Source organism: Peribacillus sp. NPDC076916 (assembly GCF_050269675.1).
GTDB classification, from domain to species: Bacteria; Bacillota; Bacilli; order Bacillales; family DSM-1321; genus Peribacillus; species Peribacillus aracenensis.
Genome location: NZ_JBNNIU010000006.1, coordinates 192,669 through 211,953 on the forward strand (window position 1 = coordinate 192,669; position 19,285 = coordinate 211,953).

Genomic DNA, 19,285 nt, shown 5'->3' on the forward strand with positions numbered 1-19,285 from the left:
CTTCCTTGTGTAATTTAGCAACTCAAAATCAGAAAAATTTTCTAATTATTTAAAAAATCATTTATTTTCTTACATGATCAATAGCCCGGTCATGATGACCGGGCTTGTTAATTGTATTCTTTAAACGGGATAGACCCCATGTTTCCGATCGGTAAATGTCAATTGTTTACTGCTATACACTTCAAATCTGGCACTCAATTCATCTCGCAAGTCATTTGGCTGGATGATGCCATCAACAATCATTTCGGAGGCTAAGCGGTAGATATCGATATCTTCATTATACTCATTGCGCTTCTGTTCGATGAATGCTGGGCGCTCTTCTGGTTCCATCGCATTTATTTTATTGGCATAGACTGCATTGACCGCAGCCTCTGCCCCCATGACAGCAATCAATGCCGTCGGTAAGGCAAGAACGCAGTCAGGTTCAAAAGCGGGACCAGCCATCGCGTATAGTCCCGCACCATAAGCCTTACGGACAATGACAGAAATCTTTGGAACGGTGGCTTCACTCATGGCCGAAATCATTTTCGCACCATGGCGAATAATTCCTGCCTGTTCGACCTTCGTCCCAATCATGAATCCTGGAATATCCACCAGGAACAACAGCGGAATATGGAAAGCATCACATAAATTGATGAACTTGGCTGCCTTATCAGCTGAATCATGGAACAGGACGCCGCCCTTGACACGCGGCTGATTGGCTATGATCCCTATCGTTTGTCCATTAAGCCTTGCAAGCCCAGTAATCAATTCGGGTGCAAATAGTTTCTTGATTTCACAAAACGATTGCCTGTCTATAACCCTATCGATCAGGTCATACATATTAAAGGGTGCATTCTGATTTTTGGGAATCAGTTCTTCCAATGTTTTTTCGAAATCCGCAGGCAGCTCAGGTTTTACGCTTTTAGGTCTTTCTTGATAATTTCCTGGAAAATAGCTTAAGTATCTGCGCGCAAACGCGATGGATTCTTCCTCCGACTTGACAAGCACATCCCCGCATCCTGACACAGAACAATGCATTTTCGCCCCGCCCATTTCCTCTTCGCTTACTTTTTCGCCAATGACCATTTCTGCCATTCTCGGCGAACCTAAATACATGGAAGCATTGCCATCGACCATTACGACAATATCACAAAAAGCTGGGATATATGCCCCTCCTGCGGCAGACGGACCGAACAATAGACAAATTTGCGGGACTTTTCCTGATAACTTCACTTGATTGTAAAAGATTCGTCCTGCTCCGCGGCGTCCCGGAAACATTTCAACTTGATCCGTAATTCGTGCCCCGGCAGAATCGACTAAATAAAGAAGGGGCAACTGCAGCTTTTCAGCTGTTTCCTGAATGCGAATGATTTTCTCGACGGTCCTTGCTCCCCAGGAACCAGCTTTTACAGTCGAATCATTGGCCATGACACAGACCCTTTGACCATTGATTTTCCCGATGCCTGTAACTACACCATCAGCAGGCAATCCATCACTGGCACAATTAGCAAAGAAAGCGTCCTCTATTTCAACCCCTTCATCGAAAAGCAGCTCGAGCCGTTCACGTACGAAAAGCTTTCCTTTTTCAGCGTTTTTTTGATGATATTTTTCTAAACCGCCTTTTTTAATCGTTTCAACCGTTTCGGTTAGTTTATCCGTCGTTACCATCCCTGTTCCTCCTTCAATTGAAATCATTGGCCCTTAAAAACCGGTTTGCGCTTTTCCTTGAATGCTGACAGACCCTCCAGTCGGTCACGGGTTTTTAAAGTTGTCTGATAGCAGTCTTTTTCAATTTGCAATCCTGTTTTCAAATTAGTCTCAGCCCCTTGATTGATCGCCGCTTTTGCAGCCCTGAGTGCTAATGGGGCATTGACCGCAATTTCCCCAGCCAATTTTTTCGCTTCCTCAAGTAAATGTTGGGGTGAATATACATGACTGATGATTTTCAAGGCAAGTGCGGTTTTTGCATCCAACCTCCTTGCCGTATAAATCAGTTCTTTCGCTGTCGGCATCCCGACTATCCGCGGCAGACGCTGAGTACCACCGGCGCCTGGGATGATGCCTAAAGATGTTTCTGTCAGTCCAACCTTAGCCGTTTCCGATGCGATGCGTATGTCACATGCGAGTGCCAACTCCAGCCCTCCGCCAAAAGCCGAACCGTTAATCGCGGCGATGACTGGAACTGGAAGGTTTTCTACAGCCGTAATCGTGTCACCAATCAACTTGACTGTCTCCCTGACTTTATCATCATTCATACCTGTTCGTTCCTTAAGATCCGCACCTGCACAAAACGCCTTTTCACCTGCTCCCGTTAAAATGACCGTTCGTAAATTTGAATCTCTTTTCAATTCATACAGCCCTTCGACTAAGCAATGAAGAAGTTCCGTGGATAGAGCATTAGCAGCATCCGGCCGGTTCAAAGTCACGAGGGCAATTCCCTTATCTTCATGACTGATCTCCACTAATGAAGTCATAAATTCACCTCAATTCTTCTTATTGTGCGTTATAAACAGCCATCTGATGGCTAGGCAATGGTTTTTCCAAAAAGCTTTGCATCATGGCCGCAGCCTTCATTAGTTTTTCTGGATTGATTCCCGTTTGAATCCCCATTTTATGTAGCATATGGATCAGGTCATCTGTTGCCACATTACCGCTCGCACCTGGTGCATACGGACAACCTCCTAAACCTCCGAGCGAAGAGTCGAAAGTGTCAACACCATAATTCAGTGATTCAAGAACATTTGCGAGTGCCATCCCCCTTGTATCATGAAAATGGAGGGCAATTCGGCTTATATCATATCTTTTTACTGCCTGTTCAAGGAACAAGGCAACTTGTCTTGGAGATGCGACCCCAATGGTATCACCCAATGAAACCTCATCGATTCCATACTCAAACAGTTGATCACAAACACGGAAAACCTGTTCCGTCGAAACCTCCCCTTCATAAGGACAGCCGAAAACGGTTGAAATATAGCCCCTGACCGTTTTTCCGCTGTTTGCTGCTGTCCCGATTACATCCTTCATTATTGGAAAGGTGTCGGAGATCGATTTATTAATATTTTTAAGATTATGCGTTTCACTGGATGACATGAACACGGAAATTTCATCGATATTAGCTTCAAGAGCCGACTCCAATCCCCTTTGATTCGGTACAAGGGCCGCATAAGTGACACCGGGATTGCGCTTTATTCCCTTAGCCACAAGGGCGGCATCACTCAATTGGGGGATCCACTTTGGATGGACAAAAGAAGTCACTTCTATATAAGATAATCCCGTATCAGAGAGCTGATCGATCCAATCCATTTTGCCTTGTGCAGGTATCATGACCTTTTCATTTTGCAGCCCGTCACGCGGACCCACTTCCTTAATTGTCACTTTTTCAGGCCAATTCATCTTACCCCTCCGTCCTTTTATTCAATGACGGCCAAAATGTCGCCCTCATTTACGAAATCCCCCTCATTCACTTTAAGTTCTTTGATGGTGCCAGCTTCTTCGGCTGCAATCGGGATTTCCATTTTCATCGATTCCAAGATAATGATGTCCTGTCCGTCTGTTACACTTTGCCCCTCATTCGCTACGATTTTCCAAACGCTTCCTGCCATGCTTGCCTTTAATTCTGCCATTTTACATTCCTCCTGATCATTATGTTTTAAAATATGCGTTATACAGTCAATTTTTTAATATATTTCGCAATGAAATCCGTGGTCGTATCTCCTTGGGAAAAAGCTTCATGAGAAATTATTTCCATAAGCAAAGGAAGGTTTGTTTTTATTCCTTCTATTTTATAGTTTGCCAGTGCTTCTCTTAATCTCTTGATCGCTTTATCCCTTGAATCGCCGCTCACTACCAATTTAGCGATCATCGGATCATAAAAATGGGATACGACGGAAGTTCCATGTACCGCCAATTCATGACGGATCCCTTCCCCTTCCGGAAGTTCCATGTCGGTGATTCTCCCCGGTGCTGGATAAAACGTTTTCGGGTCTTCAGCGTATATGCGCACTTCAATGGAGTGTCCATCCTGTTTAATCTCACTTTGAGTGAATTCCAATTTGTTGCCCGATGCAATTTTAATTTGCTGTTCGACTAAATCCAGCCCCGTAATTTCTTCGGTGACAGGATGCTCAACCTGAAGACGTGTATTCATTTCCAGGAAATAAAATTTTTTATCACCATCAACTAAAAATTCGAGGGTGCCCGCATTGCTATAACCGATGGATTTTACCGCTTTCACAGCAGCCGCTCCCATCTTGTTTCTTGTTTCTTCGTCAAGGAAAGAAGAGGGAGCCTCTTCCACGACCTTCTGGTGGCGCCTTTGAACGGAGCATTCCCTTTCCCATAAGTAAACAGCATTCCCGAAGGAATCCGCCAATACCTGAATTTCGATATGCCGAGGCTTCTCTATCAATTTTTCTATGAACATATCTCCATTGCCAAAAAACAATTGGGCACGTTTTTGATTCCCCTCGAAGGCCTTGGTCAGTTCATCTTCATTAGCAACGGCCTGCATGCCGATTCCCCCGCCGCCTGCTGCTGCTTTTAACATGACTGGATAGCCAATCTTTTCGGCAACGGCTGCCGCTTCTGCACTATCAATTAACGGACGTGAAAATCCAGGAACCAATGGGAGTCCCGCTTGTTCCATCTTTTTCCGTGCCTCGACTTTATTGCCCATCTGCTGGATGATTTCTGGTTTTGGGCCAATGAATATCAAGCCGGCTTCTTCGCATGAACGTGCGAAATCTGCATTTTCACTAAGAAATCCGTATCCAGGATGAATGGCTTCCACTCCCGTTTTCTTAGCTATTTCCAAAATCTTATTGACGTTTAAATAGCTTTCCTGTACTCTCGGGCCACCCAATAAATGTGCCTCATCCGCCAATCCCACAAATGGCGAATCCGCATCTGCTTCCGAATGGACGGCGACAGTAAGTATTCCCATCTTCCTGCATGTACGAATAATGCGTGATGCTATTTCTCCCCTGTTTGCGATAAGAATTTTTCGAATCATTCGATCCCCTCCTTATTTAGTGCGTTCCGATAGTAGATCAAGAGTTTGTTGCCGAAGCTTATACTTTTGGATTTTCCCGGATGCAGTCATGGGATAAGCATCGGTAAATTGAATGTAACGGGGAATTTTATGAAAAGATATTTTCCCTTTGCAATACTCTACCAATTCTTTCTCCGTAAGGGTTTCTCCTGCTTTCAGAATGATCCATGCCGCTACCTCTTCCCCATACTTCTGATCTGGAACGCCGAGTACCTGGACATCGACAATTGCAGGATGTTGATAGAGGAATTCTTCGATCTCCCGGGGATAAATATTTTCCCCTCCGCGAATGATCATATCTTTCAGCCGGCCGGTAATCTTGCAATAACCCCTTTCATCCATCACTGCCAAATCTCCCGTATGAAGCCAGCCTTCCCGGTCAATCGCCTGCTCAGTGGCCTCTGGGTTATTATAATATCCCTTCATTACATGGTATCCCCTCGAACAGAGTTCCCCTTGTTTGCCCCGCTGGACTTCTTCCCCGGTAACTGGATCGACAATTTTCACTTCTACTTTCGGCAAAGCTCTTCCCACTGAGGAAACACGAAGTTCGATCGGATCGTCCGTTCTTGTCATCGTAATTCCTGGAGACGATTCCGTTTGACCATAAGTAATCGTGATTTCCGAAATTCCCATCTTATTCACCACGCTTTTCATGACTTCAATCGGACATGTGGAGCCTGCCATGATTCCAGTCCGCAATGAACGTAAATCATACTTGTCAAAGTCATCGAGATTAAGTTGAGCGATGAACATCGTCGGAACACCATGAAGTCCCGTACATTTTTCGGCTTCAACGGTCTGAAGGACTATTCGTGGATTAAATTCCACGATCGGCACCATTGTTGCCCCGACAGAAACCGAGGCCATCGTACCAAGGGAACAGCCGAAACAATGAAAAAACGGAACTGGGATGCAAAGCCGGTCAACTTCGGTAAGTTTCATGCATTCCGCGACATTCAATCCGTTGTTGACCAAGTTTGAATGCGTCAGCATCACTCCTTTTGGAAATCCTGTCGTCCCTGATGTATATTGCATATTAATCACATCATCTGGAGCCAATTCCTCCATCCTCATGTCAAGTGTCTCTTCCGAAATGGATTCGCTTCCGCTAATGACATCATCCCACGAAAACGTTCCGGGATAACGCGCTTCACCTAAAACGATGATATTTTTCAATTTTGGCAGTTTCTCAGATTGTAATTTTCCTGGTTCTGCATTTTTCAATTCAGGTACGATTTCGTACAGCGTATCTATATATGAATGATCCTTATATTGTTCCATCAGGATGATCGTCGTCGCATCGGATTGCTTAAGCAAGTATTCCAGTTCACTTGTGCGGTAATTAGTGTTGACCGTAACCAGCACCCCGCCCATTTTCGCGGTGGAAAATTGGGATATCAGCCATTCCGGTTTATTGGACGCCCAAATGGCGATATGTTCCCCTTTTTTTATATCGAGTGACATGAACCCCCTGGCCGCCTTTCGGCAAATCTTTTCAAATTCGCGATAGGAATGGCGGAGGCCCAGTTCATGGTACACAACCGCTTCATTATCACCATATTGTTCAGCTGTCCTTTCAAGCAATTTCCCGATAGTAACATCTAGCAAATCAGACATCAAACTCCTCCTAATCAAATAAAAGTAAGAATGGACGCGTTTTGCTGTATAGATAACATCTGCTTTTCACCAAAATGAACCAAAGCATCATCGTTCATTTTACGTTCCATAAAGATTAACAGCCTAATTGTCTGGCGATAACGAGTCTTTGAATTTCGGATGTGCCTTCACCAATCTCCAATAACTTAGCATCTCTTAAATAGCGCTCCACTTCATATTCGCGCATGTAACCGGATCCGCCATGTATTTGAATCGCTTGATTGCTGGACCGGAAAGCGGTTTCACTTGCAAAAAGCTTGGCGTATGCCGCTTCCTTCGCAAAGGGTTTTTTATTGTCTTTTAACCACGCAGCCTTATATACAATATTCCTCGCCAATTCAATTTCCATCGCCATGTCTGCCAGCTTGAATTGAATGGCCTGGAAATTTGATATCGATTTACCGAATTGAATGCGCTCTTTTGAAAAAGCTAAAGCTTTATCAAAGGCAGCCTGAGCGATACCGACGGCCAAAGCTGCAATGGAAATCCTTCCTCCATCCAGTGTGAATAAGAATTGTTTGAACCCTTTGTCTGGATCTCCCAATATATTTTCCTTTGGTACCCGGACGTTATCCAGAATGATTTCACAAGTATTGGAAGCCCTAACTCCCATTTTTTCATAATTGCTATTGATCGTAAGCCCTTGGGTATCGGTCGGCACGATGAATGCCGAGATGATATTCTTGCCCTTGGAATCTTTGCCCGATACAGCAGTGACGGTTACGGTTCTTGAATAGCTGGCATTTGTAATCCAAGTTTTCTCACCATTGATCACATATTCATCACCTTCCAACACGGCAGTGGTTCTCGTGCCGCCAGCATCGGAACCCGCATTTGGTTCTGTCAACCCGAAAGCTGCCAGAGTTTCACCGGTCGTGATTGGAACCAGATATTTTTGCTTCTGTTCTTCGGTTCCAAAATAGTAAATTGGGCTTGCTCCGAGCGAAACGGCTGCAGCATAACTTAAGCCGGTTCCCCCGCACGCCTTGCCAACCTCTTCAACTGCAATGGCATATGAAATCGTATCTCCGCCCGAACCGCCATATTCTTCAGGAAATGGAATTCCAAGCAACCCGAGTTTCCCCATTTTTTTGAAAACATCCTCCGCAAACATGGACTTAGCATCCAACTCTATCGCTATGGGTTTAATTTCCTTTTCGGCAAATTCCTTAACCATTTCCTTAATCATCTGCTGTTCTTTTGTAAGTGAAAAATCCATATGTTCATTCCCCTTTCAATTGAGACCGACTAGTTGGTCTGTACAAATCAAGTTAATTGTTTAATCCACAACAACTTTGTTCTTCAGTAGAAATGGCTGGGTGATTTCCGCATCTTTTTGTTTCTCTGTCAATAGGGCATTCAGGATTAAATCTACGTAAATATCACCGATTTCATCAATCGTTTTTCCACCGTCCCTTTTGTACCATTTGTAGGACCAGTTCACCATTCCAAGAATTGACATTCCGGTAATTTCCACTGGCAATTCGCTGCGGAATACTCCCTTGTCAATTCCTTCCTTGATGACGGAAAAAATGATTTCTTTATACATTTGACGCTTTTTTTTGATTGCTTCAACATAAGGTGGTTTTAAGTAAATGCTTTCTTGATAGAAAACTGAGATGTGTGGTTTATAGAGGTCAAAAACTTTAACGAATGATTGAATGATCTTTTGCATTTTTTCTGTTGGATGGGTACTTTCTGAAATGGCTTCCTGTGCTTTTATTAAAACATATGAAATAAAGTAATCATGAATGACAAATAGGAGTTCATCTTTGGAAGAGAAATGGTGATAAAATCCCCCCTTGCTAGTTCCGCATGCCTTAACGATTTCGTTGACGGAGACACCATGAAAACCATGCTGATCGAAGAGCGCCAACGATGTTTCAATTATTTTTTCTTTTAACTCCGTAAGACTGCACCTCCCTTGTATCCGCTTACATTTCATCCAGAATAAAGAGATTTATTATGTAAAAACTGGATTTATTTAGATTTTACCAAATATTTAAAAATTGTCAATTTTTAATTACAAACAAAAAACAGCCCTCAACACCAAGAGCTGTCAACCTACTTTATGCTTGAATATGACTCATTCGATACTAACCCTTATTGCCATTCACTATTTATTTTTTCCCCTGACCGGTTTAACTTGGGCTTTTATAAGCTGCCATCCATTGTTGTACTTCCATACTGATTTGATTTCCATTATCGAATCACGTTCATCGAACCCTTTTACATTTTGGACTCCCACAAGCGCTTTCCCTTTTCCAAAAACGTTCTTTAAGTCCAATGAAGAATATGGATCAACCAAAAGCTCTGTCGGTTCATTTAGTTTTCCATTTAGATAAATGCCCATTTCATCATAAGCTTGTTTTCTGGAACTGACATCTATCACCACAGGCTTTTGACCTTCAATAATGACTTCCGCTTTGTATCCGTCAAGAAATTGGGCCATTACAGGAACGGATGGAGGGATTTCCAGTTCCTTCACTTTTCCATCCTTGAACGTATAGGCGTAACTGGTTATCAACCGCTCTCTACCTTCCATCAAAACCGTGATCAATACATCCTGGACCCCATCATTATTCAAGTCGGCAACCTTGAGATCTGGATTATATCCAGCTTTAAGCGGGACGCTGATTGTACGGCGATTGCTTTCCACACTTAACTCGATTTTCTTCAGAAACTTGCTTCCTTCCTCATAGGGCAACCCCTGAACCTGGATGATGTCTATTTTCTGGTCACCTGTTACATCTCTTTTTGTTGAAATATAAGTGCCATCGACCTGAAAATTTTTATCATGCGCTTCAACCGCTTGATAGCTCAAAAAGAGTGAGATGACTAAAACCGCATATTTTAGCAGATCTAACTTTTTCATAGTGAAAACCTCTCTTTTCCAAGATGAACTAATTTGACATTTGCCGCCGTTTGAACTTTCGACGCTGATCTTTCATGAAGATGGACCAGAAATAATAGAACCCTGGCACTAATATCGCAAAGCCCACGATATATGTGGCAAAAACAGCCCTGAAAGATGTTGGATCGGTAAATCCTGAGAGAATCGTGACATTTGGATATATGATATAAGGTAAATGTGCGATTCCATAAACATAACTGCCGATTAAATACTGAATGATAATCGCTATTACAGCGACGCGAGGCATTCCTTTAACCTCCTGCTTAGAAAAATGGGGTAAGTACAGTGCTATCCCGCTAATGATGAAAAAAACTAGCGAGACGAATAACAATGCCGAGTTTTTCATCATTCCTTGGTAGATCCAATTCGCTTCGTTTTTTAACGTGAGCATAACTAACAGAGCCATGACTAACATAAGCGGTCCCGTTATCATCGCATCCCTGCGATATATTTTGTATGCTTTCATTTCATCAGCCTGTTTTGAGTAATCAGACAGTAGCAAAGATGATAAAAAAAGCGTGCTCATGATTCCAAACCCCACAAATGCATACTCATTCGGACTCGTGAAAAGTTTAGATAGATTCAATTCTTCATTTCCTCTTACGCCTTCGACAAATCCAAGGTGGGTGATGGGCAATACACTGATTAATAGCCCGGGTATGATTAATCCCGTCAATCCTGAGATATATGTTAACGCTTTTTCATATTTGTCTACGCTATGCGAAAAAACCAAGAAAGCGCTCCTAATACATAGCAGGACCAATATCAGGCTCGCAGGAACGATCAAGGCTACTCCAATCGGGAAAACCGCACCTGGAAATAAACTGTAAATCGCAATGACAAGACCAACAACAAATGTATTGGTCACTTCCCAAGTCGGCGATAAATAGCTATTTGCAATCTTCGTAGCATTCGTTTCTTCCTTTTTAATGTAAGTCATCGCCCAGAAGCCAGCGCCAAAGTCCATAGAGGCCATGATGGCATAAAGAAAAATAAAGCCCCAGACCAATGTTATTGCAAGAAGAGCATCACTCAACCGCCTTCCCCCCTTTTATGAATTCGAATCAAAATGCCTTACATCTTTTTGTTCTGCCTTATAAATATCATCCATAACGGAATGACGTTTGAAATAATACAAAAGTGTAAATACGACAGAAACGCATAAAATGATATATACAATAATGAACATCGTGAATAAAAATCCAAGGTTTTCGTACGAAGTGACCGAATCCTCCGTAGTCAGCATCCTGTATATCGTCCATGGCTGTCTGCCTGTACAAGCAAAAATCCAACCGCATTCAATCGAAATCACCGAAAGCGGACCTGCAGCAACAAACAGCCAGAGAACCCATTTCGGATAAGTCTCCTTTTTCAGCCATTTATTCCATACCAATGCAAACAGTGCTAAGGCGATTAAACCGGAACCGATGATGACCATGGCGTTGAATAAGATATGGACATAAAGCGGCGGCCAATACTCTTCAGGAAAATCGTTCAAGCCGGTCACGACCGTATCGAAGCTATTTCCGGATAGAAAGCTTAATAACCATGGGAATTCAATCCCATACTTCACTTCCTGGGCTTCCCTATCGGTATAACCGAACAAGGTAAGCCCGGCATGGTCCTTTGTTTCAAACAACCCTTCAGCCGCCGCCAGTTTCTCCGGTTGTTCCCTATATAAATGCTGTGTAGTCGCATGACCGTTCAATGCCGTCAAAAAGGAAAAAACCAAACCCAATACAATACTGAGCCTCAGTGCTTTTTGGTGAAAATTAAATTCAGCAGTGCCATATTTATTTTTTAGCATCTTATAGGCTGCCACTGCCGCTACGACAAAAGCACCTGTCGTATAAGCAGTCAGGGCCGTATGACCTGCCGTCACCAAGAAACTTGGGTTGAAAAATGCCGCCCAAGGATCGACATCGACAATTTCCCCATTTTCAAACCGGAACCCAGCCGGTGTCCCTTCAAAAGCATGGACATTAGAAATCAAAACCGCCGAAGCCATTGCGCCGAATGCAACAAAAAATAAACTTACGATACGGGCCCATGGCTTAATTTTTTCAGCAGCATACACGTAGATTGACATGAATAGCGCTTCAACCATGAATGCATAAATCTCGATTTGGAATGGAAGCGCCATGACACGTCCAATCACCTCCATGAACCCAGGCCATAATAGTGACAGTTGCACACCCGCGATCGTACCAGTCGGAATCCCGACCCCTAGTAAAACCCCTAATGTTTTGGTCCAGCGTTTAGCCATGACAACATATTGTAAATCCTTTGTCCTTTGATACATCAATTCCGCTGCCAACATCATCATCGGCAACCCGACGCCGATCGTTGCAAATATGATATGTACAGCCATATTCGTCCCGAACATCGCACGGGCCATTTGTATATGATCCATACTGTCTTCCTTTCCAACCTTTGTCTCTTGGTAGTATCTCCTCTGTAAAGGAAAATATTTAATAATATTCCACAAACTAAATTTTCATGGTTTTGCAGAAAGACAGTATTTTACTTGATGATGTTTTTGTTGATTGTTCTATTTAAATATTCTATCGAGGTTATTATTGGGATATATCTACTCCGTTTAATCGCTTCCTAACCCTGCTTAGGTGCCGTCATTTCGAAGATGTTTACTCCGCTTCCACCAATACACCTATCCGGCCCGAATCCAATATACTGCACGTTCCTTCTATATTTCCCCGCTTGGTACATAGGCTTCCAATCAATACGGTTTGTCGTTTGCAATCTAAATTGCTTCTTCGGCACCGTCAAAAACAAACATTATGCAGACCGGTCAAAGATCTCTTTTTGTTATATCGTTATTTCGTTCGTCACATCAGCAAAGATAATAGATTTCACATAAAAACCTCCGTCCAAACCTTTTGGCTTGCCAGAACTGCCTATTAATTTATGGTTCCGCGCAACGAACGGATCACCGTAAAAACACCATCGATAACACTTTTGAGGATTGCACCTCTAAAGAACTATGTATTCATTTTTATAATTCCTTCAATAAAAAAGACACATATACACTACAATATAGTAGTCTATGTGTGTCTTTGCGGGAGTTTTCAACTTGATCGATATTGTTGAGGATTGCCACTTTAAGTCACTATATGAAAGTTAAGGATAATCTACGCTTAAAAACATAGCCACATCTTTGCTTTTTTGTTTTCTCTGTTGCCGCATACTTGCCCGATCTAATGCCGTTTCATGTAATTTTTTTTCTTCTTCTGTCTCCGGAATAACTTTTGGAACACGTGTTGGACGTTTATGCTCATCAAGTGCAACAAATGTTAATAGAGCAGTCGCTGCAATTCTACGAACACTGCTTTTTAAATCTTCAGCAATAATTTTCACAAAAACCTCCATTGAAGATGTGCCGGTCCATGCCACATAAGATATAAAACACACTGAATCTGTTGTACGAATGGGATGTAAAAAGTCAACGGAATCTGTTGAAGCAGTTACACATTCACTTCGACTATGACGTGCTGCCGAAATCGATGCTACTTGATCGACATCACTCATTAATCTACCGCCAAATAATGTATTATGATTGTTCACATCATTTGGAAATATACGACTCGTTCTTATCACCCTTGATTCTCTGCAATATTTTGCTTCTATAAACCCGTCCTCCTAAAACATGGGAGCTGAAATCATCACCTATGTAAACTTTTAGTATATGGTTATATTATGATACAATTTTGAGCTTTTTATCCTTAAAACACTATGGCGTACGTAGCCTAGTGTTCCGAGAATGCGCAGCTTGCTTATCATTTGGAAGTACATCTGTAAAACGTAATGGGAAATATCGTTTAAGGCAACGCTATTTATGTAGGGATTGCAGTAAATCCTTCAATGATATGACTAATACTCCATTTTCAGGCTCTAAATACCTAGAAAAAGGGTGGAATATATGAGGTTTATGATTGAGGGTGTTATTTTACCCAAGATCTTGATAATTACCTTTACCGGTTTCGCTGGCAAGAAATAGGAAAGAATATGGCATTTGATAAACGAGTTGAACAAATGCTTATTTCAGCTTACCAAAAATCTAATTATCATCCTGTTGAGACGTTCAGAAGTTAACCAGCTTTGGTGCTTCGGTGAACTAAAAAACGCTCAGAGCATTTTTACTCTAAGCGTGATAATGCAAGTGATCCGGTTACTCCATTAAAGCCATCGTTTGCTGAATAGCAAATATTTAAAAAGGATAAGCATTGTAGACTTCACCAATAATACCTTTTAATTGATGAACACCTAGATCGGTATTTATCATTATGACTAATCCCGTTTCTAAATAAGGATAAGCCACCATCATACATTGAAAACCAACACCCCAACCAAGAGATGAAATTTCAATTCCCTTTTCGTTTTTATTTAGGAAAACTCCTAGCCCAGTCCACTCCTTACAACCTTGGGGATTTATAACTTCAATTGCTTTACATACTGAAAGCTTAAGCTTACTCTCACCATTTAAAGCATTCATTAATTCAATGACCAAAAGAGCTAAATCTGTAGGCGTTGTCCATAACCCAGAAGCTGCTGGATATGGATAAATTGGATATTTTCCATTTACTAATTCTCCACTTTTGTTGTGACCGCAAGAGAAATATTTTTTGGTTGCTTCTGATGTTGGAAGTTCAAATATGCTATTTTCCATATTTATTGGATGAAAAATATGTTCATTCATTACTTCCTTAAAAGGTTTTCCAGTAACGTCTTCTATCAAAAGCTGTATAATGCAAAAACCTGCGTCTGAATATTGAAAGGTGCTCCCAGGTTCATACTTAATTTCAATAGGAGCTTTACAATAGGGTGTTCTTCCTTCTAATATCTCGACCATTGTTGGGTTATCCATCCTCGAATTGAGATCAATAAAACTTCCTGCGGGGTCAATAACTCCAGATTGGTGACTCAGTAAATTTCTTAAGGTAACTTTCTTATTTTTATTTAGTTCATTATGAGGAACCTTCCACGATAAAAGTTTTTCATTTACATTTTCATCTAAATCAAGAATACTTTGTTCCGTCAATTTCATCACTAGAATTGAGGTTAAAAATTTACTGATTGAACAGGCACTAAAAATAGAATTACTTTCCACACTTTTATCCGTTTCCGCTTCAAGTAAACCGAAGCATTCTGTACTTCTTATGTTACCACCATCAATTGCTGCAATGCTTAATCCAGTTACATTATAATCTTCCATAAGCTTTTGAATAATGATATTTTGTGTTTTGATACTAACAACCCCCAGATTAACTCCTATGTACAAACGTTTAAAATCCTTTAAGGGCAAAAGCAATATAACTTCGCTCTATGTTTCTATCGATTGATACGGAATACTATAATAAAAACCTCTGTTTTTTTCGAAATAAGGTTGCGAATAAATTCTTCGTTATTGTTCAAAAAAGCTGAACACTTCTTCTATAACTTTCTAAATTAAATTCGTCTCGATCATACGTAGTCTTTAGATAGTTAGCTTCCGAAAAAATGGCATCATTTATTAACAATATATCAACATTTTCATCTTCTGCCCCTTTAAATTATCTAATAATTGAGTATTCCACATAAAGGATAAACCTAGAGGAATATGATAGCAATAATCAAGCATGACAAATTATTGAAGATTCTTCATAATTGGTAACCCAATAGGAATAAGATAGCATAAATCCCATATAGGAAGTGTAACAAGAGAGGAGAACAACACTTTGTCCTTTTTCAAAGATCCGCTATCACCCGATCAAATGCTTGCTGTTATCAGAAATGGCCTGGGGCCTTCCCAGATCCCCAAAAAAATCATTATCATTGGTGCCGGCATGTCTGGATTGGTTGCAGCATCCCTTTTAAAACAAGCAGGGCATGAGGTTACGATAATGGAAGCAACCGGGAGGGTCGGAGGACGTGTCTTGACCATACGTGAACCATTTTCAGAAGGTTCCTACCTTGAAGCCGGTGCCATGCGCATTCCGAATTATCATTACTTAGTTGTTGAATACATCAAGAAGTATGGTTTACGAGTCAACACTTTTGTTAATGCGACTCCTAATGATCCAATTTATGCCAACGGAATCAAAACAACCGCTGCCATATATCAACGGAACCCGGATATACTCAGGTACCCTGTAGCTCCCCATGAAAGAGGTAAAACAGCTGAAGAATTACTCAACATGGCAATTAAGCCTGTGACTGACTTCATCATTCAAAACCCACGTAGAAATTGGGAAATAGTCATAAAAGAGTTTGATAAATACTCCATGAGCTTCTTTTTGCAGTACAATCCAGTAGGTATGAGTCTTTCAACAGGGGCGATTGAAAGCATCAAAGTCCTAATGGGATTAGAAGGATTCCCGGAACTTTCTTTTACTGCCATACTTCGGGAGATTATGCCACTCTTAAATCCAGACATAGAATTTTTTGCAATCGAAGGGGGAAACGATCGGCTTCCTTATGCTTTTGTACCGGAACTGAAGGATAATCTCAACTTCAGATATGAAGTGACAAAGATCATCCAACATGATAATCAAGTAACCATCCACTCTAAACATACTCAAAGCCAAAACCCCTTAACGGTTACCGGTGACCTTGCCATCGTGACTATCCCACTTCAATTGTTGCAATTTATAGATATTGAACCCCGGAACTCCTTTTCCCATAATAAGTGGAAGGCAATAAGGGAGCTCCATTATGCTGCGTCCACGAAAATCGGACTTCAGTTTACACATAGGTTTTGGGAAAAGGAAGGAATCTTCGGTGGTAAATTGACCACCGATTTACCCATTAGATTTTCTTATTACCCCAGGCAAACTAGCAATCAGAGTGAATCCGGTCTCATCTTAGCAAGTTATACATGGGAAGATGATGCCACTTTGTGGGATATACTTCCTGAGAAAGACCGTATACAACACGCATTGAAAAATTTGGCTCAGGTCCATGGAAAACAAGTATACGATCATTTTTTATCAGGGGCCTCTTATAGCTGGACAATGAATCAGTATTCATACGGTGCTTTCTCCATGTTTAAACCTGGTCAGGAAACGGACTTGTTTCCATATATCCCAACACCTGAAGGAAGGGTCCATTTTGCCGGTGAGCATACATCAACAGTTCCAGCATGGATTGAAGGAGCCGTTCAATCCGGCATCAGGGTTGCACATGAAGTGACGAGTCTGCCTAGAACATTCAATGAGCCTTTTTAAAATAGCCAATCAATCAACTAAAGGGCACAGGCATAAAACCTTCCCATTTGGAAGGTTTTCTTTTGACCAGTCACTTTATCCCTCCTTTTGAAACGACATCTTCGACCCTAATATCCACTTCATAATGAATGACAGCATTACTGAAAATTCCGTCCCATTTCTTCTTATTTTCTCCCGAAACTTTGGATGCTGATTTTCTACATACCTAATCTTGATCGTCAAACGATTCCCGTTCAATTCCGTCTTAATTTTCTTCCTTGTCCTATTGATCACTTCCACACTTAATGGTTTACCGTGTTGGACCGCTTCATTATTCCTCCCTTTACCTCACCATTCAAACATTTTAATGCAACTATATCTTCATCATTCATGACCCCGGCCAACTTTGAATTGTTGATCACCCCTGCACCCTCCAAAATTTCCCGCCCCTAATATCAACGGCCTGAATGGCAAAGGACTACCCTCTCCGTAGAAGGTTCACCAAACGTTCGGTTTTTTTCCTTTTCAGATGCAAGACAAAACCATTTGCCATTCCATCTATAAATAAAAGCATTTTTCCGTCAAAAATATGCTCTTTGGCTGTTTCGTATGTTTCCACATCCTGCTCCCTGACTGAACAGATTTTTGAAATGACCAGCATCTCGCTGGAAACCGTGTGCCTTGATTCGACCTCGCAGCCGATAAATCCAGGACTATTTCATTGAATGCTGAATAATCCATCGTTCCATTGACAAATACGAAAAATCCGAAACTCCATAACCGGGAATGAAAATCTGCTTAAAAACTTCATCATCCTGCATATCCAATTCAGATTTCAATTAGTCCTTCTTTTGATCCAATTTAATATAGAAATGGTTAATTTGTAATTAAATTGCAAATGCTAGGATAACTAGCTTTAGATTAGAGGTGACAACATTTGTTTAACCGCGGAAAGTTCAAAAAAAAACCCTATCAACCAAACGATAAAAATGATGAATTAAATAAAGTTTCGGAAGTAAGGGACCTTTTCAATACCCTTTCTTCATCAACTGATTTCGTAAACCATCAAGGAACATATAATGGCATAGGATATTGGGTATCCTTTTATCGCTCTTTAATCGATGCAAAGGAGCTTCACGAAAGTATTCTTTCTGTCATACCGACTCTGGAAACAATAAATTTGGAGCAAATAAAGGAAAACGTACCTATTGAAAATACACTGATTACCAGTACCAAGATTGTAATCGAAGAAAGGATAATGAGAGGCGAAATTGCACTTCGCTTAGATGGAAATCTTGATGAATGCCTTTTAATCAATGTTGCAGCCCAAAAAGGAAGACAAGTTGAGAGGCCTGAACTCGAATTTGGGATCATAAGTGCTCAAGAAGCGTTTGTCGAGGATATTGATACTAATCTGAATCTAGTTAGAAAAAGGCTGCCTATCCCTGGATTGCAAGTAAGTGAAAAGACTGTGGGCTCATTGTCTAAAACAAAAGTGGCAGTGTTATCAATAGAAGGAATCGTTGATCAGGAAAATGTAGATAATGTTATACAAAGGATCAATGACATAGAATTTGATGAAATATTGGATGGGTCCAATCTCGCGCAAATGCTATATGATAATTCAAATACCTTATTTCCCCTTTTTCTAAATACGGAAAGGCCTGATCGCATCGCAAGTGCACTGGCTGAAGGTAAAGTAGCCTTGTTAATCGATAGGTCATCCTCAGTACTCATTACTCCAACCATTTTGTTGGAATACTTTATCACCATGGAAGATTATAATATGCCTTGGGTTCCGGCATCTGCTTTCCGGTTATTAAGGATATTCGCGGTCGCTTTTTCGATATTTGCCACTCCTATTTATGTAGCCGTTCTTACTTATCACTATGAACTGATCCCTAAAGATCTTTTGGAAACGATCGTCTCTTCAAGGAACTTAATCCCATTTCAGCCATTGATCGAAGCATTATTCTTGGAGATTTCCATAGAGCTATTACGGGAAGCGGCTGCCAGGCTGCCAACGAAGGTGGGTCAGACATTAGGTATCGTCGGCGGTATCGTAATCGGTCAAGCAGCCGTTGTTGCTGGTTTGACCAGTAATATCTTATTGATCATCGTTGCCCTCTCGGCATTGGCATCATTTGTTACTCCTATTTACAAAATGGGTAATGCCATACGGCTGCTGCGGTTCCCCTTTTTAGTGGGAGCCCAAATTTGGGGGGGACTTGGCATAATCATTACGGCCGTGTTTTTGATAACCCACCTTATCAAATTAACGTCAATGGGACACCCGTACCTTGAACCCATATACCCATTTCGTATGCAAGATTGGAAAGACAGCTTTGTACGTCTTCCCTTTAATATTTTCAAGTCGCGACCTGTGAATTTACGTCCTGATGATAGATCCAGACAGCCACATCCAAAAAAAGCAAGAATCAAAAAAAATGATTTTAATGAATGATCTTAAATGAGGGGCCT

Annotated in this window: 16 protein-coding genes and 1 pseudogene; 3 read left to right on the forward strand and 14 right to left on the reverse strand. The window is 41.3% G+C overall.

Annotated features, from left to right (window positions below):
- Window positions 1-120: 120 nt before the first annotated feature.
- The 12 genes from ACQKFG_RS18980 to ACQKFG_RS19035 all read right to left on the reverse strand — a co-directional run bounded on the left by ACQKFG_RS18980 (window position 121) and on the right by ACQKFG_RS19035 (window position 13,250).
- Window positions 121-1,650, reverse strand: coding sequence for an acyl-CoA carboxylase subunit beta (locus ACQKFG_RS18980; protein WP_427561663.1), 1,530 nt, complete (start codon window positions 1,648-1,650; stop codon window positions 121-123).
- A 23-nt stretch (window positions 1,651-1,673) separates the two neighbouring features.
- A complete protein-coding gene (locus ACQKFG_RS18985; RefSeq protein WP_427561666.1) occupies window positions 1,674-2,456 on the reverse strand; it encodes an enoyl-CoA hydratase in 783 nt (260 codons plus the stop codon).
- A gap of 19 nt (window positions 2,457-2,475) precedes the next feature.
- A complete protein-coding gene (locus tag ACQKFG_RS18990; protein WP_342615676.1) occupies window positions 2,476-3,375 on the reverse strand; it encodes a hydroxymethylglutaryl-CoA lyase in 900 nt (299 codons plus the stop codon).
- Window positions 3,376-3,392: 17 nt separating this feature from the next.
- A complete protein-coding gene (locus tag ACQKFG_RS18995) occupies window positions 3,393-3,605 on the reverse strand; it encodes an acetyl-CoA carboxylase biotin carboxyl carrier protein subunit (protein WP_076371237.1) in 213 nt (70 codons plus the stop codon).
- A gap of 38 nt (window positions 3,606-3,643) precedes the next feature.
- On the reverse strand, window positions 3,644-4,993 hold the full coding sequence (locus ACQKFG_RS19000) for an acetyl-CoA carboxylase biotin carboxylase subunit (RefSeq protein ID WP_427561671.1): 1,350 nt from the start codon (window positions 4,991-4,993) through the stop codon (window positions 3,644-3,646).
- Window positions 4,994-5,005: 12 nt separating this feature from the next.
- Window positions 5,006-6,643 (reverse strand): AMP-binding protein, encoded by a 1,638-nt coding sequence (locus tag ACQKFG_RS19005; RefSeq protein ID WP_427561725.1) that lies wholly within the window; start codon window positions 6,641-6,643, stop codon window positions 5,006-5,008.
- Between the two features lie 124 nt (window positions 6,644-6,767).
- Window positions 6,768-7,910 (reverse strand): acyl-CoA dehydrogenase, encoded by a 1,143-nt coding sequence (locus ACQKFG_RS19010; protein WP_427561674.1) that lies wholly within the window; start codon window positions 7,908-7,910, stop codon window positions 6,768-6,770.
- A gap of 60 nt (window positions 7,911-7,970) precedes the next feature.
- Complete coding sequence (locus ACQKFG_RS19015; protein WP_192204652.1) at window positions 7,971-8,636, reverse strand: TetR/AcrR family transcriptional regulator; 666 nt, start codon at window positions 8,634-8,636, stop codon at window positions 7,971-7,973.
- Between the two features lie 171 nt (window positions 8,637-8,807).
- Window positions 8,808-9,566 (reverse strand): hypothetical protein, encoded by a 759-nt coding sequence (locus tag ACQKFG_RS19020; RefSeq protein ID WP_427561677.1) that lies wholly within the window; start codon window positions 9,564-9,566, stop codon window positions 8,808-8,810.
- 28 nt (window positions 9,567-9,594) lie between these two features.
- Window positions 9,595-10,641, reverse strand: coding sequence for a cytochrome d ubiquinol oxidase subunit II (locus ACQKFG_RS19025; protein WP_192204650.1), 1,047 nt, complete (start codon window positions 10,639-10,641; stop codon window positions 9,595-9,597).
- A 15-nt stretch (window positions 10,642-10,656) separates the two neighbouring features.
- Window positions 10,657-12,018, reverse strand: a complete 1,362-nt coding sequence (locus tag ACQKFG_RS19030; protein ID WP_192204648.1) for a cytochrome ubiquinol oxidase subunit I — start codon at window positions 12,016-12,018, stop codon at window positions 10,657-10,659.
- A gap of 725 nt (window positions 12,019-12,743) precedes the next feature.
- Window positions 12,744-13,250, reverse strand: a complete 507-nt coding sequence (locus ACQKFG_RS19035; RefSeq protein WP_192208262.1) for an acyl-CoA thioesterase — start codon at window positions 13,248-13,250, stop codon at window positions 12,744-12,746.
- A gap of 149 nt (window positions 13,251-13,399) precedes the next feature.
- Here ACQKFG_RS19035 and ACQKFG_RS19040 point away from each other — a divergent pair.
- Window positions 13,400-13,581: pseudogene (locus ACQKFG_RS19040) on the forward strand (transposase); the annotation flags it as partial.
- 249 nt (window positions 13,582-13,830) lie between these two features.
- Here ACQKFG_RS19040 and ACQKFG_RS19045 read toward each other — a convergent pair.
- The gene (locus ACQKFG_RS19045; RefSeq protein ID WP_427561729.1) at window positions 13,831-14,868 is read right to left on the reverse strand and encodes a serine hydrolase domain-containing protein; all 1,038 of its coding nucleotides are present in this window, start codon (window positions 14,866-14,868) and stop codon (window positions 13,831-13,833) included.
- Between the two features lie 505 nt (window positions 14,869-15,373).
- Here ACQKFG_RS19045 and ACQKFG_RS19050 point away from each other — a divergent pair.
- Complete coding sequence (locus tag ACQKFG_RS19050; protein ID WP_427561732.1) at window positions 15,374-16,825, forward strand: flavin monoamine oxidase family protein; 1,452 nt, start codon at window positions 15,374-15,376, stop codon at window positions 16,823-16,825.
- Window positions 16,826-17,282: 457 nt separating this feature from the next.
- Here the strand turns inward: ACQKFG_RS19050 and ACQKFG_RS19055 are convergent, their stop codons facing one another.
- Entirely contained in the window at window positions 17,283-17,423 is a 141-nt protein-coding gene (locus ACQKFG_RS19055) for a hypothetical protein (RefSeq protein ID WP_427561681.1), read from the reverse strand.
- A gap of 318 nt (window positions 17,424-17,741) precedes the next feature.
- Between ACQKFG_RS19055 and ACQKFG_RS19060 the strand changes: the two genes are divergently transcribed.
- Window positions 17,742-19,268, forward strand: coding sequence for a spore germination protein (locus tag ACQKFG_RS19060; RefSeq protein WP_427561684.1), 1,527 nt, complete (start codon window positions 17,742-17,744; stop codon window positions 19,266-19,268).
- Window positions 19,269-19,285 lie beyond the last annotated feature (17 nt).